The following is a 22,022-nucleotide window of genomic DNA, read 5'->3' as shown; positions in this document are numbered from 1 at the left end:
AGAGGTAATGCTCATGTGAGCGATCACATTGCGTCATGCTAGCCCCGCTGGCACCTTTCTTGTCAACGCAGACGTCTCGACTCGGTAACGGCGTCGGACGTGTCCCGGTTCGGTCGGTGGAGGGCAGACGCGACGGCGGAACGAGGGGCCGCAGTGGAGCCGCGGACGACTAATTGCGGCGAGATCGGCGTGGACGCCTCCGGCCGCCCCCCATCGATGAGTCTGAGCAGCGTCGCCACGCAGCGGCGGCCGAGTTCGGCGAAATCCTGGCGGACGCTCGTCAAGGGCGGCCAGTAGAACGCCGCCTCCGGGATGTCATCGAAGCCGATGACGCTGACGTCGTCTGGCACGCGGACGCCGCGCTCGTGGAACGCGCTCATCAGGCCCAGTGCCATCTGGTCGTTCGCCGAGAAGACGGCGGTGAAGTCGATGAAGCGCGCGAGTTCGTGGCCGACGTGGTGCCCGCGCTCGGCGCTCCAGTCCCCGAGCAGCGGCGGACGCAACGGGATGGAGCGGCGGTCGAGCTCGGCGAGATAGCCGCGCATGCGCGCCTCCGCCTCGATCCAGTCCTGCGGGCCGGCGAGGTGCACGATCTCGGTGTGGCCGAGGTCGATGAGGTGGGCGGTCGCGATCCGGGCGCCGGCCATCTGGTCGACGTAGAGGGCGTCGTCGCGGTCGTCCTCGCTGGTCTGGAGCGTTACGTGCGGGATGCGCAGGGCAACCTGGGAGAGGATGTCGAAGACCCTGATCTGCGGGGCGATGACCACGAGACCCTCGACCGCCTGATTGAGCAGGTGACGGATCCCGGCCTGAATTGATGCGCCGTCGGTGCCGTCGACGTTGGCGGTGACGACGAGGTAGCCGGCGTCGCGCGCGGCCACCTCGATGGCCTGGATGCTGGACGCCGGACCATACTGGAGACTCTGCGAGGAGAGCACGCCGATGGTGCGGGTGCGACTGGTGACCAGGGCGCGGGCGGCCAGGTTGGGTCGGTAGTCGAGCTCGGCCATCACGTCGAGGACGCGTCTCTTGGTCTCGGCGCGCAGGCTGGGGTGGTCGTTGAGGACGCGTGAGACGGTCTGGTGCGAGACTCCGGCCGCGCGAGCGACGTCGTAGATGCTCGGCGCCCGGGCCGCGGGCTTGTCTTCCGGCATCGGCACCGTTGCTTCCTGTGATCGCGTCGGGCGCGGGTGAGCACACTTTACGTCCCCCAGCACGGGGGCGTGGCGCGGCGAGGGAACCTCGGCGGGAAGCTCAGCCGACGGTGACGACGGCGGCGGATGGACGTGTGCCTTGGCGCATCCAGACGAAGAAACCGGTCAGGGTGAAGGCGCCGTAGAAGACGTACATTAGCCAGAACTCGACCCAGCCCTTGGCCATGCCGTAGGAACCGCCGCGCCATCCAGGACTACACCAAGTCTGGCGCCACCACCGGCTTCACAACTCTGATTCTGCACACTCTCACCCTCTGAGCGCGGCGCGAGCCGACCCGGACCGGGCCGGCCCGCTAGCTCGTTCCGCAGACGCGGATCGCGCAAAGACGGTTGGCGAAATGGATGTCTAACACGAATGTCCTGAGCTCTTCCACAACTTATGCTCCCAACGACGACGGGGTAGCGGACTGATAAACGCGGCGGCAACTACCTCTCGCCGCCGCCTTCCGGCTTGTCGTCGCGCTTCTCGTGGGTGCCGCCTGCCGGGCCACGCTCGCGTCCGGGGCGGGTGTCACGGAGCGGCTCGGATGGTTGCGTGCGGCGCTTTGCGATCCACTGACGTCCGACGGCTAGGCTGCCGACCACTGCGCTGACCGCGACGCCGAAGATGGCGCCTCCGATACGTCCCTTGCCGACTCCCCTGTGTAGCCCGTGTCCCCGTACAGGATTACCCATCATCTGTCTCCGTCGATCAGCCACAGCTGGTCGCCTTATTCCTCCAGTGAGAGCGTCAGTGGCGTCTCGTTAGCCGCTCGTTGAACGGACGCCTTCGGAACCCTCATCTGCGGTGTCATTCCTCACGCCCGCCTGCACAGCTCCCTGCGTCACGGCGGCACTCGTTCAGATGAACATGACCAGCTAGCGGCTGGAGGTCACTTGCACTACCGAGGCGGCGCTGCTTCCTCACCGGACGTCCCATATCTGGAACGTCGTACGAGGACTCGGGCGAGTTTAAGCCACGATTTCGGGCCGCGCGCGAGCATTGACGTCGGCCAGGATCTCCACGATGACTGTCACGTCGGACTCGTTGAAGAGATAGTCGATGCCACTCGGAGCCCGGTCTGTGTAGGGCGATTCGTAGAGGCGTCCCGCGTCCATCAGACCGTTCGCAGTGAGCTCGTCGGCGATCAGGTGGATGAATCGGATCTGATCGACGGAAAAACGCGACCCGTCGAGGAAGCGCGCGAAGGACTCGAGCGCTGCCTCCCGATCCAGGCCGACGAGGGAGCGGATGAATGGCCCGAGCCCGTGCGCCTGTTCGGTGGCCAAATCGATGTCGGCCTTGGAGCCTGCTCCACTGGCCAGCAGCATCGACTCAAGGGCGCTCACGTCATCGGGCGTGAGTTGCCGATTGCGGCGCAGGCGTTGCAGCGCCAGGTGGTCCTCGTGCTGCCGCAGGTACGCGGCCGCCTTGGCACGGAACCGTTCGAGGTCGGTGCCCGGCGTGGTCTGGCGCAGCAGGATTTCGGTCGCATCGCTGAGTTCGTCGATGAAGTCGGTGTAGACCCGCGGGCGGGTGACGTTCGGCACGAAGCGCACGAGCGCGCGGATGCGCAGCCGTGCGGCCTCGAGCATGTCGAGGGTTACGTCGACCCACCAGTCATCGCTGGCGACTTCTTCCAGCAGCACGAGCTGTTCTGCGACCGACGGAATCGCTGATTTCGCCAGCAGCGCTGTTGTGATCGCCTGCACCTGCTGGCGGATGCGGTCGGCGACGATCAGGTCGCCGTCGAGCTGCGCAAGCTGCCTGCGCAAAATCAGCAGGTCGAAGCGTTTCGCATCGACGTCGTCGTCTGTTACGCCCGACGGCAGGCTGGCTAGGTGCGCGAGCACTTCGGCCGCGTCTTCGGGCGTCAGAGCGTCCCAGGCGGCCGAGTCGGCGAACTGCTCGACCCAGCGCCGTTTTGGGCGAACGAGGAAGTTGTCGATGTTCATTCCCGCGACGATCCCATGCAGGATGTCGGCGGCAGACGCGCGCAGCTCCCCGTCGATCTGTGCTCGGTCGAGCGCGGTGATCAGCCCGAGCCGGGCCTCGAATAGTCGCTGGCTGAGGGACTTCTGGTTCGAGCCCTCGCTGCCGGGCAGATCCTGGCTGAAGAACTCGAGGTTGCCGCAAAAATCGAAGACCAGGAAATCCTGCTTGGGCTGGCCCTCGCCGAACAAATCGGGGCTTAGGCGGGTGCCGCGGCCGATCATCTGCCAGAACTTCGATTTTGATCGCACCGGCTTGAAGAAGACCAGGTTCACGATCTCAGGTACGTCGATACCCGTGTCGAGCATGTCGACCGAGATGGCGATGTGCGGCGCGTGATCGGCTATTAAGAACTCGTCGATCAGGTTCTGCGCGTACGGGGTGCCGTGGGTGATCACGCGCGCGAAGTGTCCTGCGTGTTCGGGGTACTGCTCGTCGAAGCGGCGCTGGATGAATTCGGCGTGCGCCTGGTTCTTCGCGAACACGATCGTCTTTCCGAGCCGGTCGCCACCGGCGACCTTATAGCCGCGCGTCATCAGGGTCGCCAGCACCTTGTCGACGGTGTCCTCGTTGAAGAGGAACCGGTTCACTTCATCCGCATCGATCGTGGTCGGCGTCCCGTCTTCTCCCCAGTCGAGCGCGTCCCAGTCGTCCTTTTCTGCCTCGCTGAGTTCGTCGTACCGGATACCTTGGCGCAGAAAGCGGGTGCCGACCGACACCCCTCGGGGTGGCACAAGAAAGCCTTCTGCGACCGCCTCGTCGAGCCCGTACGCATCGGTTGGCACGCCGTCTTCGAGGTGGAACCGCCGGTAGGTGTTGTGGTCGACCTCGTCTTTCGGCGTCGCCGTCAGGCCGATGAGTAGCGCGTCGAACCAGTCGAAGATTGCGCCGTACTTCTGGTAGATCGACCGGTGCGCTTCGTCGATCACGATCAGGTCGAAGAACCCCGGCCCGAACCGCCGGGTCGGGATGCCCTCGCCGTCACTCATGCGGTCGATGAGGTTCATCATCGTGGGATACGTAGAGACGTACACGCGTCCCTCAGCGTTCCGCTCGGTCACCAGATTCACCGTCGCGGCGCCGGGCAGGTGCGCCTTGAACTCGTTTGCCGCCTGCTTCACCAGCGCGGTACGGTCGGCGAGGAACAGGATGCGCTTGGCCCAGTTCGCCTTCATCAGCTGATCGGCTAGCGCGATGACCGTCCGCGTCTTGCCCGACCCGGTCGCCATGACCAGCAGCGCCTGCCGTTGCTGTCGATCGAACGCATCCCCGACCGCACGGATGGCCCGTACCTGGTAGTGGCGGCCAGCGATGTCCGGACTCACCGCGGCACCGGAGAGCGGCAGGCGAGTCGAGCGGCGCTGGATCATCAGCTCGAGTTCGCTGCGCGTGAAGAACCCTGCGACCTGACGCGGGGGATACCCCGCCGCGTCGTCCCACAGCCAGTGCTCGTACCCGTTTGTGAAGAACACCACCGGCCGCCGCCCGTACGCCGCTTCTAAGCAGTCGGCGTAGAGCTTCGCCTGCTGTTGCCCGACCTGCGCGCTCTTCGTCGTGCGCTTCGCCTCAACGACCGCGAGCGGCAGCCCGTCACTTCCCCACAGCACGTAGTCGACGAACCCGACTCCCGGCTCGTTCGGCATGCCGACGACCTCGAACTCGCGATCGCGCGGCTCGGTGAGCGGCCAGCCAGCCTCGGCCAACAGCACGTCGATGAACAGGTCGCGGGTCTCGGCTTCGGAGTAGTCGTGGTCGTCGGATGCGTGATTCGACGCCTGCGCCGCGGCCACCTGCGCCCGCAACTGCTCGATCTCTGCGGCCTGCTGGGCCGCGAGCTCGTCCCGGTCCGCGAGTGCCCTGGCGTGGGCTTCGTCCTTCGCGGCGAACTTCGCCGCGAGCCGTTGCACGTCCTCGCGTGTGAGCGGTGCCGCTCGTGCCGCGAGAGCGGGATCGAACGTCGCGCCCGTCGGTACGCCGGCCGGATGTGCCGAATGCCGGAACACGGCCCAGACCAGGACGTGGTGCAACTCCCGCAGCACCGCGAGAGCGATGTCCGGCCGGATCGGCTGCGGCGCGTGAACGGCCTGGTTGCCCAGCTTGCGGATCAGGTTCAGCTTCTGCGTGATCCCCACCCCGGCGACCCGCGCGAAGCCCGCGTCGTTGATGCGCGCGGACAGGTCGTCCTGGTACGGGAGGGACAGGCCGAGTACCTCGTAGAGACGGCCGACAAGCTGCTCCGCTGCACGACGGCCGTAGAAGCACGCCGACCGCGGGTCGCTCGACAGGTAGGACTCGGCGCGCGAGGCGTCAGTGCAGACATCTGGCCATGCGGCCCGCACGAAGTCGAAGTTCGCGGTCATAGTTCTCCCCGGAAGGCGCGCGACTGCAGCGCTGCGAATAGGTCTTCAGCGACCGTCAGATCGCGTTCAATGAGAGTGCGATGCTGTCCGATCGACTTCACTTGCATCGCGAACGCATCGATTAGCTCCTTTGGGGGGTGCGCTATCGAAATCGACTTGAGCTCGGTGGGGTTGATGTTTGCTTGATTTACCGCCGCCTTCGCGCGACCGCGGCGCACGGCTCGCCCATGGCGACTAGTCAGGTAGGCCGATACGAAGTACGCAGAAGCAGGATTGGTGAATCGGACGCGCACGAGGTAGCCCGCAAAAGCGAGGGGGCGGTCGGTCTCGACAACGCAGCATTTTCCGACCTTCTCAGGGCTGTTGGTGCGATTGAAGAGAAGGTCACCGCGTCGCACTGTATACTTGGGGGACTGGGGTGCCAGTAGATCGAGGTACTTCAGATCATCAAGATTCAACCGACCAGCATCCGTGACATTTCCCATACGGAGTACTGGCCACTCGCCAACGGCGCCAGCTTTTGTTGAGGTACCGTACTGAGTGGACTCCACCAGATCTCCGATGGAGCCGAGCGTCCATCGGTCGAACCAGGTGGATGGCTCGCCAAATAGTCGCACGAAGATTGACTGCTGCAGGAGATCCAGCTGGGCGAGCACCTGGCGGCGCTTGGCGCGCAGCGCGTCGGCGCGGTCGAGGATCGCGGCGATCCGCCGCTGCTCCTCGATCGGTGGCAGAAGGAGGCTTTGTCGGTAGGCGTCGTCGCGATTCAGGCCCGGGACCGCGGCTGACTTGTTTAGTTTCTTTAGGCCGAGTCCGCCTAGGCGATAGCTCAACCATTTGAGGTCAACCTGGCTGCTCGTGGAATCGACGTAGTATGCGGTGTCGATCGGCCAACATGCCTCAGTGGAGTACGCAACTTCGCCGAATGACCCCTTCCGTCCGATGATGACAGTTGGCCCGGAAGTCAGTGCGCGCGAGTGCCAGCCGACTACCCCGTTCGATCCGTAGACAGCGTGCATCCCGCCGTCTCGATTCGCATTGGCAAGCGCCTTACCGTATCGAAACTCACAGATTTCACCGAGCGCAACTTCGGGCCAGACGCTCACGCGAGCATCGCCTTCAGCTCGGCCAGTTCGTCGGCGATTTCCGCTTCAAGGGCCTCGATGTCGGCGATGATGTCAAGTGGCGACCGGTGCTCGACTTCATCGTGGACAATCTCCTTGTAGCGGTTGAGGGAGAGATCGTAGCCCTGAGCGGCAATGTCCGCCTTGGACACGGTGAACGACTGATCGGTGCGCGCCCGGTCGCGTTCGCTGGTGTTGCGGTCTGCCCAGCGGGTGAGCGCATCCGGCAGGTCGTTCGCCTCGATCGGGTTGCGTTTGTCATCAAGGGAGAAGCCGTCGGCGTGCACGTCGTAGAACCAGACGTCGTCAGTGCCACCGGAGTCCGTCTTCGTGAAGAACAAGATCGCGGTCGAGACTCCCGCGTAGGGGCGGAAGACGCCTGACGGGAGCTTGACGACCGCGTCGAGCTTCTGGTCCTCCACGAGCATCCGCCGCAACGCCTTGTGCGCGGTTGACGAGCCGAACAGCACACCGTCGGGCACGATCACCGCCGCACGTCCGCCGGGCTTCAACAGCTTCAGGAACAGGGCGACGAAGAGCAGTTCGGTCTTCTTGGTCTTCACGATGCGCTGTAGATCCTTCGACGTCGACTCGTAGTCGAGCGAGCCGGCGAAGGGCGGGTTGGCGAGAATCAGCGTGTATCGCTCGGCGTCGTCGCTTGCGCCCTCGGAGAGCGAGTCGCGGTAGCGGATGTCGGGCGCCTCGATGCCGTGGAGCAGCATGTTCATGCTGCCGATGCGCAGCATGGTCGAGTCGAAGTCGAACCCGTGGAACATGCTCGTGTGGAAGTGCGAGCGCTGCGCCGCGTTTGTCAGCACACCGGGGTGTTCGCGCCGCACATACTCCGACGCGGCGACAAGGAACCCGGCCGTGCCGCACGCGGGGTCGCAGATCTCGTCCGCCGGCTGAGGCGCCATCATGGCGACCATCAGCTCGATGATGTGTCGGGGCGTGCGGAATTGCCCGTTCACTCCCGCGGAGGCGATCTTCGACAGCAGGTACTCGTACAGATCGCCGTTGGTGTCGCGCTCGGCCATGGGGATGTCGTCGAGCATGTCGACCACCCGCGAGAGCAACGCGGGCGTCGGGATGGTAAAGCGGGCGTCGCGCATGTGCTCGCCGTACGTTGATCCGTCTCCGCCGAGGGTCCGCAGGAACGGGAACACCTCGTTACCGACAACATCCCACATGACCTCGGGGTCGTCGTTCTTGAAGCGGCTCCACCTCAAATGCTCCAGCCCCCGCCGGTAGATCGACCGCTCGACCTTACCGCCAGTGACACGCGCCTTCTTCTCGGCAAGCGTCTGCAGGTCATCGAGCCGCCGCACGAACAGCAAATAGGTGATCTGCTCGATCACCTCGAGCGGATTCGAGATGCCCCCGGACCAGAACGCATCCCAGACTCGATCGATCTTGCTCTTCAACTCTCCGGTGATCACGTCCTCACAATATCCGAGCTATCGCCGCTGTCCGTTGCACCTCGCGCTGTCGTCGGCACTGGGCGAGCAGCGCGGCGAGGTCGGCGTCCGCGAAGCGCGCGGACGTGTGGCTGGAGTGGATGAGGGAGAGATGGCGTTCGTCTCTGAGAGGGGGGCGCCTCCGCTCGCAGTGGACCACCAACGAGGCCGCCCCACGGGCACTTCCCTCGGCGGCCGCAGGGTGCTCGGGCTCAGCCGACGGTGACGACGACGGCGGACGGACGGGTGCCTTGGCGCATCCAGACGAAGAAACCGGTCAGGGTGAAGGCGCCGTAGAAGACGTACATCAGGCCGGACGCGTAGTAGCCGGCGGAGAACAGCAGTGGCACGCCGACGAGGTCGACCGCCACCCAGATCAGCCAGAACTCGACCCAGCCCTTGGCCATGCCGTAGGTGGCGAGGACGGAGCCGACGAAGATCCAGGCGTCGCTCCAGACTGGCTCGTAGGAGCCGAGCGCACGGAACACGGGGGTGAGGATCGCGGTGCCGCCGACCATCCCGAGCACGAGCAGCCAGCGGGTGCGCCAGGAGGCCCAGCGCGGCTCGATCCGGGTGCTCGCGTCGAACGGACGGTGCGTCCAGCGGTACCAGCCGTAGACGCTGACGAGGATGAACATCACCTGACGCCCCGCTTGGCCGAGCAGGTTGACCGGATTCGGTGTGTCGAAGAGCGCGCCCATGAAGACGGTGAACAGCAGTACGTTGCCGATCAGGCCGACGGGCCACGCCCAGACCTTCCGGCGCATTCCGCCGAGCGCGCTGAGCAGGCCGAAGATGTTGCCGATGACCTCCCGCCAGAGCACAGTCTGATCGCCGAGGACGATCTGCGCGTCGAACAGCCAGTGCACAAGGTCCACCGAGGCCTTCTTCCTGAGTCGGGATGCCGGGTGGTGCAACCCTGCCCCAGGTCGGCCCATTCCCGGCGCGGCTGACGCTGACGTGATCCGATCGCTCGACGCCTTCGCCGACCGCGACCCGACGCATGCGGAGGGGCTGGCGCCTCTCGCCGGTGCGGCGACCCTAGGCTGGCGGAATGACGTCCCGGGTGCGACTCCTGCTGGCCTCATCGCACCCCGGACCGACCGTGACGGTCACCGTGTTGGCGACCGTGATTGCCGCGGCGTCCGGGCATCCGCTCGGCCCTGTGGTGCTGGTCGCGCTCGCCGTGCTGGTGGGGCAGCTCTCGATCGGGCTGGCCAACGATTGGATCGACGCCGACCGCGACCGCGCGGTGGGGCGCACTGACAAGCCGCTCGCGCAGGGTCTGATCAGCGTGGGCGTGGTGCGCGGGGCGGCTCTCGGTACGGCGGCCGCGACCGTGGTGCTCTCGTTACCGCTCGGGTCGGTCTCGGCGATCGCGCACGTGGTGCTGGTCGGCGCGGGCTGGGCCTACGACGCGGGGCTGAAGCGCACGGCGTGGTCGGTCGCTCCGTTCGTGCTGGCGTTCGGCCTGCTGCCTGTGGTCGCGGTGGCGGCCGGCGACGGGCGGCTTCCGGCCTGGTGGGCAATCGCGACCGGAGCGGTGTTCGGCGTCGCGATCCACTGCACCAACGTGCTCCCCGATCTGGTCGATGACGAAGCAACGGGAGTGCGTGGCTTCCCGCACCGGCTGGGGCTGCGGGTGTCGGGAGTGGTCGCCTTCGGCTCGCTCGTGGTTGCGGCGCTGCTCGTGCTCGGCGGGCAGCTGCTCGGCGGCGGGCAGCTGCTCGGCGGCGAGCCGGTGCGCGGCGCGGGAGCAGTGCTGGCGGTCATGGGCACGGTCGCGGTGATCGCTCTGGCGGGAGTGGGCATCCGCCTGGTGCTCACGGGGCCGCCGACGCGCACTCTGTTCCGGCTGGTGATCGTCGCGTCGCTGGTGCTGGTCGGCGAGCTCGGGCTGGCTGGGGCTCGGCTGGTCGCCTAAGCGGCGGGATCGCTCAGGACCAGCGCATCGCGTAGACGCGCGCCAGGACGTCGGCGGTTGGCAGCGCGAGGGCGGTGCGGAGGAACGCCTCTCGGCCGCGGTGCGCGAGCGTGCCAGCCGGGCGTCCGAGCGCCATGTTCGCCTCCGCCTGCCGAGCTGCGCGACGGGCTGCCGCCGTCCGTCGGCGGGCGAAGTCGGGCCAGGGGCCGGCGTCTGCGTCGCGGATCGCGCCGACCAGGAGAGGCGCCAGCTCGGCCGCGTCGAGCCAGCCGAGGTTCATGCCCTGCCCGCCAATCGGACTGATTTCGTGTGCGGCGTCGCCGATGAGCACGACCCGGCCGACCCCCATCCGCTCGCTCTCGCGCCGACGCACTCGGAATCCACTGAGCATGCTGCACGTCGCCGGATCCGCCTCGGCCCCTGTGCGCTCGCGGACCGCGGCGGCCAGGGCGAGTGCCGCGTCCTGATCCGGGCCCTCCTCGGGTTGCCATGCGGGGGCGCCGAGGGAGTGGTCGGGTCCGCTGAGCGCGACGTAACGCCTCCGACCACCCGGCAAAGGAAACGACTCGACAACCCCTCTCGGGCCGACGTCGACCAGTGCCGTGTCGGTGAGGGCCGCGGGCTCGGGATCGGCGAAGTCGCCCATGACGTAGCGGTCGGGATAGTCGTGGCCGGTGCTGCGGAGGCCGAGTAGGCCGCGCACGGTGCTGCGAGCGCCGTCGGCTCCGACGACGAAGGCGGCGCGGAGGGAGACGGGCTCGCCGTCGCGGCCGGAGCCTGTCACCTTGATGGACTGCGCCTGTCGGTGTAGGTCGGTCAGCGTGATGCCCGGGCGCAGTGCCTCCGGAGCTGCGGCGTGCAGCCGCTCGCGCAGGATCGCCTCGGTGCGGTGCTGGTCGAGGGTGACGACGTAGGGGTGCGTGGTGGAGACGCGTGCGAACGAGAGCGTGCCGAGGGTGCGGCCGCGGCTACGGGCGACCCCCTCCCGCACTAGAGCGGCCTCGGCGAGCACGGGCGCATCGGCGTCGATTGCGGCGAAGGCGTCGAGTGAGGGCGGGTGAATGCCGATCGCCCGCGAGCCGCGCGGCACCGAGGAGCGCCGCTCCCACACCTGGACATCGACTCCGGAGCGAGCGAGGAGCGCGCCCAGGAGGAGGCCGACGGGACCGCCGCCGACCACGAGCACGTCCGTCTGCGCTGTCACGGGATCGAGCCTAGGTGGCGCGGCGGGGCGCGAAAGGGCGTGCGGAGTGGTGAGCTCTCTCGCTTGCACTGGCGGTGACTGACTAGCCCCCCTTGCCTTGACTGACCAGGGGCACTAGTCCCTAGTCGTAAGTCCCCGGTCGTAGTCAAGGAAGTTAGGCAGCGCGAGGTGGAGAAGTTCCTTGACGCGAGTGGGTGGCGGCTGCTCCGAGAGCGCGGTCCGCACAACGTGTGGGGTTCGCCGGATGGCGTGCAGGTGATCGCTATCCCGAGACACGGCAAGGTTTCGCCGGGCGTCGTTCGGCAGGTCATGAAGGCCCAGCCGGGAAGCCCGGAGAGCTGGCAAGACGTACTCGGCTTCTGGCTTCGCAGAAGTGAACACCGTGGAAGTGAATACTGGGTGAAGTAGCACAACCTCCAACGAATTTGCCAAATTCTGTCGTGACAACAACATCGACCGATCGATGGGTCGAACCGGAATCTGCTACGACAATGCAGCAGCAGAAGCATTCTTCGCGTCCTACAAGAAAGAACTCATGCACACAAAGCCATGGCCAACGCTCGAGTTCCTGCGAACCGAGACTTTCCTGTGGATCGAAACCTACTACAACACCCGACGCCGCCGCTCCACCATCGGATATTTGAGACCGACAGAACATGAGCTAGGATTCAGGAACATTGAAGCTTATGCAAAATTCAGTTTAATCGCCACAAACGCCCTGGTCGGAGGTTCGTTCGTTGAGCATGCAAGGGTATTCTGCATAAGCTTCCGTTTCGTTCCGTTCGCGATCGGGTTCTTCGAGAGCCTAGGTCCTTCGCGTTCTGCGCCAACGGCGTTCCACTTCGCGCCTTAGCGACGGCGTCGTGGCTGAACTCATCCCGAGATGGTTCGGGCACTATGGCGGCCGCCTCAGGAGTCGCCCGAATCTTCCGGTGGAACGCCGGAATGACGGGGAATCTGCCTACCGGCCACCACGGCGAGTTGCGTGCATGTTCGGCGGTGCCATCGACAGCGGCACCGCTCTAGTTCCTGGCTGAGGTGTGGGGGCGCACAGTGACGACTTGCGGGTTTCCTGGTCGTGTGGTGGCGGCGTGCTACGGTCGCGGGCAGTTTCAGGAAAGGGACGTTTCGTGGCTCGGTTTAGTGTTTCGCCGGAAGAGTTGAAGTAGCAGGCTCGGGTGTATACCCGCTCGAAGGAAGAGAGTGAGCAGGCTCTTGAGAAGGTGAGCCAGATGAACTCGACCATTGCTGAGCAGTGGAAGGGTCAGGCGTTCCAGGCGTATCTTGAGCAGTATAACCAGCTGTCCGAGAGTGTGAAGAAGTTCGAGGAGTTGCTGGTGAACATCAACGAACAGGTGAACACGTATGTGGACACTATCGGTGAGCGTGATGCGCAGGATGCGCAGAGCTTCGGTTTCTAGCAGCTTCCCGGGCGCAGAAGACTCGGCGCGACGCGTTCTGCGCAGGCTGTCGCGAGAGCCGTGAACTGAATGAGACGGTGAGGAAGCAAGAGGCGATGGGTTCAGACACACGAGGTCTACGCGACGGGTTTCCTGACGAGACTCGGACCGTGTCCGCCCTCACGTCCCGGGTGGCGGAGACGAGAGAGGGCTGGGATCGCAGCGCGACGGATGGTGCTGTGGCGCTGAAGGACACGAACGAGGTGCGGGACGTGCAGGGTGGCGAGGTGCGGCAGTGAGTGTGGTGGAGTTTTCTGCGGATTCGTGGCAGGCGTCGTCTCCTGGGTTGCAGAAGAGTCTCGCGGACCGGAGTGAGGCGCTTGAGGCGCTCCTGCAGGGGCTCCAAAGTCTGGCCGCCTCGGGGAATATCAGTGGTCAGGGTGCGGATGCGATGCGTGCCTATATTCGGGAAGTGCATGTCCCGATCGTGCAGTCGCTGTTGGTGTGTCTGTCGACGTTCCAGACCGCGATCGGCGTGTATTGGAACGGATATTCCCAGGTGGACACGGACGGGAATTTCCGGCTCGTGAACGACGAGTTCGACGCGCACCGTGTCCAGCTTGATACCGGCATCGAGCGGTTGCGGGGGTTCGCGGCCGATCTGCGGTCGATTGCTGCGAGCGCGTCGCATCTGGTGTCGCTGGACGGTGCGGGGGCGACCGCGGCCGAGAATGCTGCGGAGGGTTTCGAGCGGATGCGGTCGATTGTGACGTCTCAGCAGGAGACGTGGGCGGCGTATGAGGCCACGGATCCCGGGTTCGATCAGGTGAAGAACCTTGTGGCGGAGTTGAACCGGGTGGTCGCGAACCTGGGGAGTCTCACTGTCGGGCAGGGACGCTCCTACCTGTCGGGAAGCTTTAACCTCACGCTCGGGAGGTTGGGGGAGTTGGCCGGGGGGATGGTGGAGTATTGCGAGCAGAATCGGGAGGTCGCCTCTGCTGGGTGGGAGGCTCTGTTCTCGGGGTATGTCGCTGATGTGACCGCGGACGCTGAGCGGAAGCGGCACGAGGATGCTCTGTGGGGGATGGTGTGGGATGGGGTGCAGGTCCTCGCGGGTGTCGTGGTCACGGCCGTCGGGATCGGTGTGGCCCCGTTCACGGGTGGTGTGTCTCTGGGGTTGAGTGCCCTGGGTGGTTCGCTGGTGGTGGGCGGGGTGAACAGTGCCATCAATCACGTCACCATTGCGACGACGGGTGAGGAGTTGAACCTGATCGGGATGGCCTCCGAACAGGTCGGCCACTGGTATGACGCCACCCTCGCGCAGCCCGCGATCGCGTCCGGCGATAAACGCTTACAGTTCCTCGCCGGGCTCGGTTCTGGGTGGGGAGACCAGGTCAGCGGGGCGCTGCAGCTGAACATGCAGGACACCGTGACCGGCGTGTTCACCCTCGCGACCGGTGTGTTCACTCTCGCGACCAGCGACGAGGCGCGCTCGAAGTTGTGGAACCAGCTGACCACGACGGTCGGGCAGGTCGCCTCGGGGAACACGTTCGTGATCGGCGAGATCGCCGGGAACCTTACCCCTTTCGGTGCTGCGGCGAAGGTGAACAAGCTCGAGAACCTGATCAACAAAACCGACGACCTCGGGCGCCTGGTCACGAAGGCCGATGATCTCGGCTTCGGGAAACACGTCACGATCGCCGCCGCGAGTGATGCCACCAGCGCACTGGACTGGCTCAAAACCCATTCCGGCGCGGGAGGGGTGACAGTCAGCGACGAATTCACCCCGTCAATACGGCCAGCAGACGGGGTGCAAAGCGTTGTAGACAAGATTCGACGGGGCGAGTTGACTCCCGAAGAAATTAAGGCCCTGCCGGACACAATTCGAGAGCAGCTTCGAGGCATCGACCGAGGCGACAAGCGAGACATTTTCGGACACTACACGGGTTCAGACGCGGTCAGCGCGAACAAAGAAGCACTCGGGCTAGAAAAGGTTCGTGATAGAATGGGCGTCGAGGTCATTTCCGATCGGGTTGGCGTAAGGCTTGAAGCCGGTGGGCAACTCCGCTACTATGACGGGCTAATCCATTTGGTGGGTAATCGGTACATCGGAGTCGAAGTTAAAAGCGGTAACGCTACCCTTGAGTATCAGCGCGGCGGGAATAGTCAGCGTCTCTTCGATAGCAGGGTTTCGTCAGATAATCCGGCGAGGGGTATCTTGAATGGTGAACCGATCGAGATTGTCGAAGTCATCCTTCAGGAAATTCCATAAAAAGAAAGCTTGGGAGATGTCAGTCACGCACGTATTCACTTATAACGGAGTTTCGAGACTAGAAGTCTTGAGTGGTCAGCTTGCTGAGCAAGTTGTTCGCCGCGCGCCAATGCTGATGGACAGTAAAGGCGAATTCGCGATCTCTTTGTCTCGACTGCCGGAGGGCAAGCGGTTGAGGGATGATCTGCCTGGTTCTTGGGCGGATTTGTTTTTGCAGGCTGCTGGGAGTGCGGCTGCGATGATGATCGAGGTGCGTAAGCAGAATCTGGACGGCTCCGAAAGTCTCTACAGGCTGGCTCGCCTGTTGCCCGAAGGTGAACAGTCCACGGGCACTGCGGATATCACTTGGAACGGTCGTGTTGATAAAGTGCCCGCTGAGGAGGCGTTTGGCGCTGTCGAAGCTGGTGACATCTTCTGGCACTACTACCAGTATGACGCGGTGCCTGAGCGGTACGAGCTGCGCTTCCTTGAGTGAGTAGATTCCCTCCGGAGCGCTGCAGCTGAACATGCAGGACATGGCGGAGGAACCGGTGTGTTCACCCTCGCCACCAGCGACGAGGCGCGCTCAAAGTTGTCGAAGCAGCTGACCACCGTGGTCGGGCAGGTCGCCTCGGGGAACACGGAGGCTTATGTAAAATTCGGGTAGGACTTCACAAAAGCCCTGGTCAGAGGCTTGTTCGCTGGGCGTGCGAGGGGATTTTGCATAAGCCTCACGTTCGTGATCGGCGAGATCGTCGGGAACCTTACCCCTCTCGTTGCTGCGGCGAAGGTGAACAAGCTCGACAACCTGATCAACAAAGCCGACGACCTCGGGCGCCTGGCCACGAAGGCCGATGACCTCGACCTCGGGAAACACGGCACGATCGCCGCCGCGAGTGATACCACCAGCGCACTGGACTGGCTCAAAACCCATTCCGGCGCGGGAGGAGTGACAGTCAGCGACAAATTCACGCCGTCAATACGGCCCGCAGACGGGGTTGACGGGTCGAGTGTGACGTCGCGTAGTGGAGGTTCAGACTTCGATGCTGGAAATCGTGGAGGCGGTGGTGATCAGTTACCTGCCGATGCTGGCCTGTTGACGCTGAAGCAGGGAGAACTCCCTCGTGCCGGGGAATCCTGGCGCGGCCAGACCGAGGGTGGCCCCGGCATCTGGAGGGAAACACCAAAACGAAACGGGGGCGAGGCGTACCAAGAGTTCACCACACGCATGGAACGCGGCACAGAGTACGAAGTAAATGACGTAAACTTCGACGGACACGATCCGATCCGTAACGTGCATCATTGATGCCAAAGACTGGCGGAAGTACCCACCACTAAAAGAAACATTTTGGCAGAAAAAGACACTGAAGGACATCGAAAAACAGGTTAAGGCAGCCGGCGCCACGCCTATCGAATGGCATTTCTCTACAGAGGCCGCCAAGCAAGCAGTTGATCTGCTACTGAAGGACGAAGGCTTCGAAGGCGCATTCAGAACCGTTTATACTCCATATTGAGCTAGAGCGAGGAATCATGACTACGTTTCAATCATATCTCGGCGCATTCTGGAAATCACGCGAGCTGACCTTCGGTCAGTTCACGATCCAGGTGCGAAAGTTCCTTGAAGGGCTACGAGAGTTGCATCCCGTCTTCGAAACCTGGTATGCGCTCGGCGATCGAATGAACGACGAGAAACCGCTTGGAGCTGATCTGCAGCACCTTGATGAGCTTATGCTCGAACGCGGCTGGGATAGGAGTGCTCCTCAGCACTTCTTCACACACCTTGATGATGATGGGTGCCCCACCGCGAATTCAACGGCAAGTGTTGGTTGGAGCTTTGACCTTGTGACCGAGCCGGAAAGGCAACGGACGCGTGACTTCGTGCACGTGTCGATGTTTGCGGGAGCTACAAGTCCTCGCCTGTCGAATAGTGTAACATTGAAGGTGGGCGATCCTGCGTCGCCGTTGCTGGACCCGGTGGTGTCTGAGCGGGTGTTTCGATACATGATCGAGTTGTGGAACCCTGATCGCGCGCTCGTCACCGAGCGGGCTTATCGTGACGCAGTGCATGATTCAGAAACGAAAGAGCAGCTGGGTTGGCTGAACTACCGGGCAGACTCATCGTTCGTCGAGTTCCTCCCGGACGGGGTACGGCATGAGCCGCTCAAAGACGGGGTATTGTTCCGCATCGGCGACGGTCGCGTGCTCGGCGAGAACTCCCTGGAAGAGGTAAAACTCGGTCAGCGGATCCAACACGAGATCCTCGCTCGTAGGTAGGCGAAAGCAACTCGGGAGATGTCTGAGCGGCGTTACGTTGTGATCAGTGAGGCTGAGGCAAAATTCCCTCGCACGCCCAGCGAACAAGCCTCTGACCAGGGCTTTTATGAAGCCCTACCCGAATTTTGCATAAGCCTCATTCACGAACTCGCGGCATAAGACCCGAGTCCACCGAAGCGGGAACACTCCACTCCGGTACTCTTCGCCTTGAAAGTGCTCCCCAGCTCCGACGCATTGAGTTCTAGCCCACCCCAATTATCCCAGGTTGCGAATAGGCGTCGGCCCGTCTCGGTGACGGGCCGCCGACGGCGGGTCGCTCCCAGAGCGCGAGGTGCGCGTCGACGGCCGGGGCGCCCTTCGCGAGCGGTGTCTGCCACGTCAGTACCTTCTCGTTTTGAAGTCGGCCGACGACCAGAATGGGGTGGACGCCCAGCGCGCTCGCCACTTCCTGCACCCACTCGGCTCGCACGCGAGCGGGCGCGGGCGGAAGCGCTTCGGGAAATGTCCACGTGCGCGCGAGATCGTCGGCTGGCTTCTCCGTCCCGAGTGTGTGCGGATTGTCGGGGTCATCGACGATAATCCCCGATTCATCCACGTGACCGAGCACGACGTGAGCAGTTTCGTGAAGCACGGTGAAAAGGACTTTGTCAAGACGTTTTCCGCGGCCGGAGATGCCGATAACGGGCTTTTCATTCACTATCAAAGAGCAGCCGTCGATCTTGCTGGAGGGAAACGATTCGACGTACACCAGCGTCACACCGCACTCGGCAAACAGCGCTGGAAGTATGGTGACATGCTCCGCTTCTCGCACCACCTGCGAAAGGCGCACGGCGAGAGCCTCCAGTCGTTTTGGGGAATAGTCGGAAACACTTCGCTTCTCGGCGAGGGCTCGAACGCACGCTACCCATGCCAGCTGTGTTGGCGTCAGCTTCTCCTCCTGGTTCGTCCTGCGCGCCGCGATCTGGAGGTCTGGCTCGTCCTCAAGGGAATCCATGCGATAAAGCTGTCGAAGCTCCGCAGCCCGCCCTTCCGTCGTGGTCGACGTGATGAAACCCCTCTTGACGAGGAGCGGGATCGGCGCGAGTTCCTTGAGGCGGGCCCGAATACGAACGTCTTTCAGAGCCGCCTGGGTCGGTCCATCCTGGCTGTGGAGCCAGAGAAAGTACCTGTCCTGGAGGTCCAGCCACATCTCGGCCGACGTGCCGAGCGCCGCGCCGAGCTGCGCCGCGGACTCCCGAGTGATCTCCTTCTTGCCGGTGATGATCTCGGAGACGAACTGAGGTGGTCGGCCGAGAATGTCGGCGAACTCGGCCTGGGTCCAGCCGCGCGCGGCTAGCTCGTCGGCGAGGAAGTCCCCAGCGGGAAAGACTTCAGCGCGGATGGTTGCCATGATGCGGCTCCTCTCGTGGTGTCTGGGCTTTCAGTGGTAGTCGACGAGTTCGAGGATGATGACGAAGCGGCCCTCGTCATCCGTCTCGAAGCGAAGAATCACTCGGTACTGGCCGTTGAGGCGAATCGAGGATGTTCCCGCTCTGTTTCCCGACAGCTTTTCGAGGCGCAGCGCTTTCAAGGCACGCACGTCTCGATCGTCTTTTGCCGCGTCGAGCAACTGCAGTTTTTTTCGAAAGGAGCGGATGACGTCGCGGCCCCAGCCCTTGGGGGCGAAGCCTGGGTCCTCCGCGAGACGACGAAGGACGTCGTCTCTGATGTGTACGCGCACACCCTCTACCTACCTCACCGCCTGCGGGCTGGTGCCCGCCTGAGGTTAACGAATGTCTAAGGGCACGTGTGGTTGCTGGTATGTCATCACCCCTTGGGTGATTGAGTGTATGCCCGGTTGCGGTGAGAAAGCAAGTGGTGGAGGAGCGAGGCGAGATGGCCGTCACTCCGGGGCGACGACCAGCTCATCGCCGGCCGCCCGCGAGACGCACGGCATGATCCAGTGCTCGCGCTCCTCGGTGCTGAGCACGAGGTCACGGTGGTCGGCCGCGCCCTGGACGAGGCGCAGGCGACAGGTGCCGCAGGTACCTGACTCGCAAGAGGAGTCCACATCGATCCCTGAGGAACGCAATGCTGTGAGCATCGACCGGTTGGCTGGAACGTCGACGGCCGCGCCGGTTGGCCCCCAGACGGCGGTGAACGGAGCAACCCTGCCGCTGAGAGCGTCGACTCCGGCGAAGTCTTCGATGTGGATCCGGCTCGGCCGCCAGTGCACCGTGAGGGCGAGCACCTCGTCGATCAGGGCCGTCGGGCCGCAGCAGTAGACGCGGGCGGAGTCGTCCGGTTCGGCGACTAACGGCCAGAGGTCGAGTCGGCCGTGAATGGAGCTGTGGTGCACGAGCGCGCCGCTCGCCGCGAATTCGTCGAGGTAGGCCGCGTCGTCGGGATCCCGGCTGAGGTAGACGACCTGCACCTCCGCACCGCCGCGAGACCGCAGCTCGGCGGCCATCGCGCGGATCGGGGTGATGCCGATCCCGCCAGCGATCAGGAGGTAGCGCTCGGCGGGCTCGAGCGCGAAGGTATTCGCGGGTGTCGCTGCCTCAAGGACGTCGCCCACGCGCACGTCGTCGTGGAGGCTCCGCGACCCACCACGTCCCTCCGGCTCGCGGCGTACGGCGATCGCATACTGCGGAGGCTCCGGGGACCCCGCCTCCAGGAGGCTGTAGCTGCGACGGTCGCCGGACGGTGTCGTCAGCGTGAGGTGCGCTCCGGCGGAGTAGCCGGGAAGCGGTGTGCCGTCAGCGCTGCGGAGGACAAAGCGGGTGACGGCGGGCGTGAGTGGCTCCCGCTCGGCCACCACGAGCCGCAGCTCAGCCACGAAGCACCAGCTCATCGCCGACGCTCAGCGTGCCGCCGTCGAGCACCTGGGCGTAGACACCGAGGAGGTCGTGGCCGTAGGTGCTGTGCAGCAACTGCGGCACCGGCAGGTCGCGTCGCCCGGTTCCCGGCTCGACCTCGGTGGCGGCGCAGCGCTCGGTCGGCTTCGTGATCCGCAGTCGCAGGTCATCGACTGTGAACTCGCTGCCGACGAGGTCGAGTTCACTCCAGGCGGGTAGGCCCTCCAGGTAGATGTTGCCGCGGAACCGTAGCGGGTCCACCTTGTGCCCGATGCGCTCGGCGAAGTCGCGGACGCTCGCGAGGTTGATCAGCGAGATGTACTCCATCTCGATGTCGGAGGTGCGGGCCGTGTCGGTGAAGCGGCGGCCCTCGTCCTGCGCGATCACCGGCTCCGTGCCGAGTGGCAGATCGAGGACTCGGGCGTAGAAGGCGCGGAGCTCGGTGCGACCGGTCTCGGTGCCGAGGTCGACGGTGAGGGCGCGGTGGCCCCGGACGTCGACGGTCCAGACGCCGGTCTCTGGCTCGATGTGCGTGGTCAGACCGGCGAGGCGGGCCTCGGCGACGAGGACGAAGTACTCGCGCTTGGAGATCCCGTGCCGCATCCCGGGGCTGTAGGCGCCTCCGGGCCGGGCGAGGGCGAGCGTGCGGTCGAAGGGGACGCCGCGGCCGGTGGTGAGCGCTACCCGCGGGAGCGGCTGCGGGGTCATGCCCTTCACGGGATAGACGTAGAGGCCGTCCACGCGTGTCGTCATGGCGTCCATCCTGACGCATGCTCCACGCGTCTCGCCAACGCTGACGCGCCCAAGAATGCTGCGATGGCGGCGGCGCCGGAGCCGACGCCGAGAGCGATCGCTGCGCTCACCAGAGGACGGTGGGGGGCGTGGTTTCAGGTATCTGACCTTGATTACGGACAGTGCCGCGGCTTTACAGACGGTAGTGGTCCCGCTCCGGCGGTCCGCACGGCGGCGCCCCTCACGGCCTGTAGTGGGCGCGCACCTCCGCCTGCCATCGCTCGCGCTCCTGTTCGGTGATGAACGCCGCATCGAACGAGTTGAGCGCGAGCCGCTCCAGCTGTGCGTCATCCATCCCAAGTTCCTCGACCAGGGCTCGGTAGTTCTCATCCACGTAGCCGCCGAAGTAGGGAGGGTCGTCGCTCGAGACAGTGGCGACCAGTCCCTCGCGCAGCATCGCGGGCAGCGGATGATCCGCCATCGTGTCGACCGCCCGCAGCGCCACGTTCGACAGCGGGCAGACCGTGACCGGGATCCGCCGCTCGCGCAGCATCGCAACGACCATCGGGTCTTCCATCGCCCTGATCCCGTGGTCAATCCGCTCGACCTTGAGCAGCTCGACCGTGGCCGCCACCGTCTCGGGTCCGCCCTCCTCGCCGGCGTGCGCAACCAGACGCAGGCCCTCGGCGGCCGCGCGCGCATAAACGTCCACGAAAAGCTCCGGACCGAAGCCGATCTCATTCGAGTCAAGCCCCACGCCGATGATGTGCTCGCGCCACGGGAGGATCGAGGTCAGCATCTCGTTCGCGGCCTCTGCACCGAGGTCGCGCAGGAAGCACATGATCAGCGCGGTCGAGATCCCGTGGCTCTCCTCGCTGGACTCGAGCGCCCTGGTGATCCCGGCCATCACCGTCTCGAGCGGCACCCCATTGCCGAGGTGGGTCTGCGGATCGAAGAAGATTTCGGCGCGGCGGACGTTTGCCGCCTTCGCGCGGTCGAGGTAGCACGTCGTCAGCTCGAAGAAGTCGCGCTCGGTCGCGAGCACGGTGAGGTTGGAGTAGTGCAGCTTAAGGAACGAGGCGAGATTAGTGAACGCGTACCGGGCGCGGAGGGCGTCGAGGTCCTCGGTCGGCAGGGTGATTCCGTTGCGCCTCGCAATCTCGACGATGTGCTCCGGCTCGAGAGTGCCCTCAAGGTGGATGTGCAGCTCGGCGCTGGGCGGAGCGGGAAAGGCGGGGCGGGGCATGGGAATCCTCCAGGGGAGTGCCGCTGA

Annotated in this window: 21 protein-coding genes; 9 read left to right on the top strand and 12 right to left on the bottom strand. The window is 64.6% G+C overall.

Annotated elements, in window-relative coordinates:
• Positions 1-62 precede the first annotated feature (62 nt).
• The 6 genes from HRF29_RS06820 to pnuC form a co-directional block, all read right to left on the bottom strand.
• Positions 63-1,154, bottom strand: coding sequence for a LacI family DNA-binding transcriptional regulator (locus HRF29_RS06820; protein ID WP_173247686.1), 1,092 nt, complete (start codon positions 1,152-1,154; stop codon positions 63-65).
• A gap of 100 nt (positions 1,155-1,254) precedes the next feature.
• A complete protein-coding gene (locus HRF29_RS15135) occupies positions 1,255-1,380 on the bottom strand; it encodes a hypothetical protein (RefSeq protein WP_281357281.1) in 126 nt (41 codons plus the stop codon).
• A gap of 785 nt (positions 1,381-2,165) precedes the next feature.
• Positions 2,166-5,546: a DEAD/DEAH box helicase family protein gene (locus tag HRF29_RS06810; RefSeq protein ID WP_173246698.1), complete on the bottom strand. Its 3,381-nt coding sequence runs from the start codon at positions 5,544-5,546 to the stop codon at positions 2,166-2,168.
• Positions 5,543-6,652, bottom strand: a complete 1,110-nt coding sequence (locus HRF29_RS06805; RefSeq protein ID WP_173246695.1) for a restriction endonuclease subunit S — start codon at positions 6,650-6,652, stop codon at positions 5,543-5,545. Before HRF29_RS06805 ends, HRF29_RS06810 begins: the two co-directional genes overlap by 4 nt.
• The gene (locus tag HRF29_RS06800; protein ID WP_173246691.1) at positions 6,649-8,109 is read right to left on the bottom strand and encodes an N-6 DNA methylase; all 1,461 of its coding nucleotides are present in this window, start codon (positions 8,107-8,109) and stop codon (positions 6,649-6,651) included. Before HRF29_RS06800 ends, HRF29_RS06805 begins: the two co-directional genes overlap by 4 nt.
• A gap of 230 nt (positions 8,110-8,339) precedes the next feature.
• Positions 8,340-9,005 (bottom strand): nicotinamide riboside transporter PnuC, encoded by a 666-nt coding sequence (gene pnuC / locus HRF29_RS06795; RefSeq protein ID WP_173246687.1) that lies wholly within the window; start codon positions 9,003-9,005, stop codon positions 8,340-8,342.
• Between the two features lie 176 nt (positions 9,006-9,181).
• Between pnuC and HRF29_RS06790 the strand changes: the two genes are divergently transcribed.
• Complete coding sequence (locus tag HRF29_RS06790; protein WP_173246684.1) at positions 9,182-10,051, top strand: UbiA family prenyltransferase; 870 nt, start codon at positions 9,182-9,184, stop codon at positions 10,049-10,051.
• 13 nt (positions 10,052-10,064) lie between these two features.
• Here HRF29_RS06790 and HRF29_RS06785 read toward each other — a convergent pair whose 3' ends face one another.
• Positions 10,065-11,255, bottom strand: coding sequence for an FAD-dependent monooxygenase (locus tag HRF29_RS06785; RefSeq protein ID WP_173246681.1), 1,191 nt, complete (start codon positions 11,253-11,255; stop codon positions 10,065-10,067).
• Between the two features lie 168 nt (positions 11,256-11,423).
• On the opposite strand from HRF29_RS06785, the gene HRF29_RS15500 reads away from it, so the two are divergent.
• From HRF29_RS15500 to HRF29_RS06750, 8 genes are all read left to right on the top strand, one after another.
• Complete coding sequence (locus HRF29_RS15500) at positions 11,424-11,663, top strand: type II toxin-antitoxin system HicA family toxin (RefSeq protein ID WP_173246677.1); 240 nt, start codon at positions 11,424-11,426, stop codon at positions 11,661-11,663.
• 55 nt (positions 11,664-11,718) lie between these two features.
• Positions 11,719-12,108 (top strand): integrase core domain-containing protein, encoded by a 390-nt coding sequence (locus tag HRF29_RS15495; RefSeq protein ID WP_173246674.1) that lies wholly within the window; start codon positions 11,719-11,721, stop codon positions 12,106-12,108.
• A gap of 325 nt (positions 12,109-12,433) precedes the next feature.
• Complete coding sequence (locus HRF29_RS14870; RefSeq protein WP_343043678.1) at positions 12,434-12,676, top strand: WXG100 family type VII secretion target; 243 nt, start codon at positions 12,434-12,436, stop codon at positions 12,674-12,676.
• Positions 12,677-12,825: 149 nt separating this feature from the next.
• Positions 12,826-12,954: a hypothetical protein gene (locus tag HRF29_RS15305; protein WP_343043677.1), complete on the top strand. Its 129-nt coding sequence runs from the start codon at positions 12,826-12,828 to the stop codon at positions 12,952-12,954.
• Entirely contained in the window at positions 12,951-14,927 is a 1,977-nt protein-coding gene (locus tag HRF29_RS06765; RefSeq protein ID WP_173246671.1) for a T7SS effector LXG polymorphic toxin, read from the top strand. Before HRF29_RS15305 ends, HRF29_RS06765 begins: the two co-directional genes overlap by 4 nt.
• Before the next feature lie 16 nt (positions 14,928-14,943).
• Positions 14,944-15,402: a hypothetical protein gene (locus tag HRF29_RS06760; RefSeq protein WP_173246668.1), complete on the top strand. Its 459-nt coding sequence runs from the start codon at positions 14,944-14,946 to the stop codon at positions 15,400-15,402.
• A gap of 243 nt (positions 15,403-15,645) precedes the next feature.
• On the top strand, positions 15,646-16,212 hold the full coding sequence (locus HRF29_RS06755; protein WP_173246665.1) for a hypothetical protein: 567 nt from the start codon (positions 15,646-15,648) through the stop codon (positions 16,210-16,212).
• Between the two features lie 224 nt (positions 16,213-16,436).
• Positions 16,437-17,180, top strand: a complete 744-nt coding sequence (locus HRF29_RS06750) for an Imm52 family immunity protein (RefSeq protein WP_173246662.1) — start codon at positions 16,437-16,439, stop codon at positions 17,178-17,180.
• 241 nt (positions 17,181-17,421) lie between these two features.
• Here HRF29_RS06750 and HRF29_RS06745 read toward each other — a convergent pair whose 3' ends face one another.
• From HRF29_RS06745 to HRF29_RS06725, 5 genes are all read right to left on the bottom strand, one after another.
• A complete protein-coding gene (locus tag HRF29_RS06745; RefSeq protein WP_173246659.1) occupies positions 17,422-18,570 on the bottom strand; it encodes a HigA family addiction module antitoxin in 1,149 nt (382 codons plus the stop codon).
• Positions 18,571-18,600: 30 nt separating this feature from the next.
• Positions 18,601-18,900: a type II toxin-antitoxin system RelE/ParE family toxin gene (locus tag HRF29_RS06740; protein ID WP_173246656.1), complete on the bottom strand. Its 300-nt coding sequence runs from the start codon at positions 18,898-18,900 to the stop codon at positions 18,601-18,603.
• Between the two features lie 162 nt (positions 18,901-19,062).
• A complete protein-coding gene (locus tag HRF29_RS06735) occupies positions 19,063-19,998 on the bottom strand; it encodes a 2Fe-2S iron-sulfur cluster-binding protein (protein ID WP_173246652.1) in 936 nt (311 codons plus the stop codon).
• On the bottom strand, positions 19,991-20,770 hold the full coding sequence (locus HRF29_RS06730; protein ID WP_173246649.1) for an MOSC domain-containing protein: 780 nt from the start codon (positions 20,768-20,770) through the stop codon (positions 19,991-19,993). The genes HRF29_RS06735 and HRF29_RS06730 overlap by 8 nt, the downstream gene beginning before the upstream one ends.
• A 220-nt stretch (positions 20,771-20,990) precedes the next feature.
• Positions 20,991-21,995, bottom strand: a complete 1,005-nt coding sequence (locus tag HRF29_RS06725) for an adenosine deaminase (RefSeq protein ID WP_173246646.1) — start codon at positions 21,993-21,995, stop codon at positions 20,991-20,993.
• Positions 21,996-22,022 lie beyond the last annotated feature (27 nt).

This window comes from Rathayibacter agropyri (assembly GCF_013249015.1).
In the GTDB taxonomy this organism is placed as follows: domain Bacteria; phylum Actinomycetota; class Actinomycetes; order Actinomycetales; family Microbacteriaceae; genus Rathayibacter; species Rathayibacter agropyri.
This window is presented reverse-complemented; position numbering and strand designations above follow the sequence as displayed.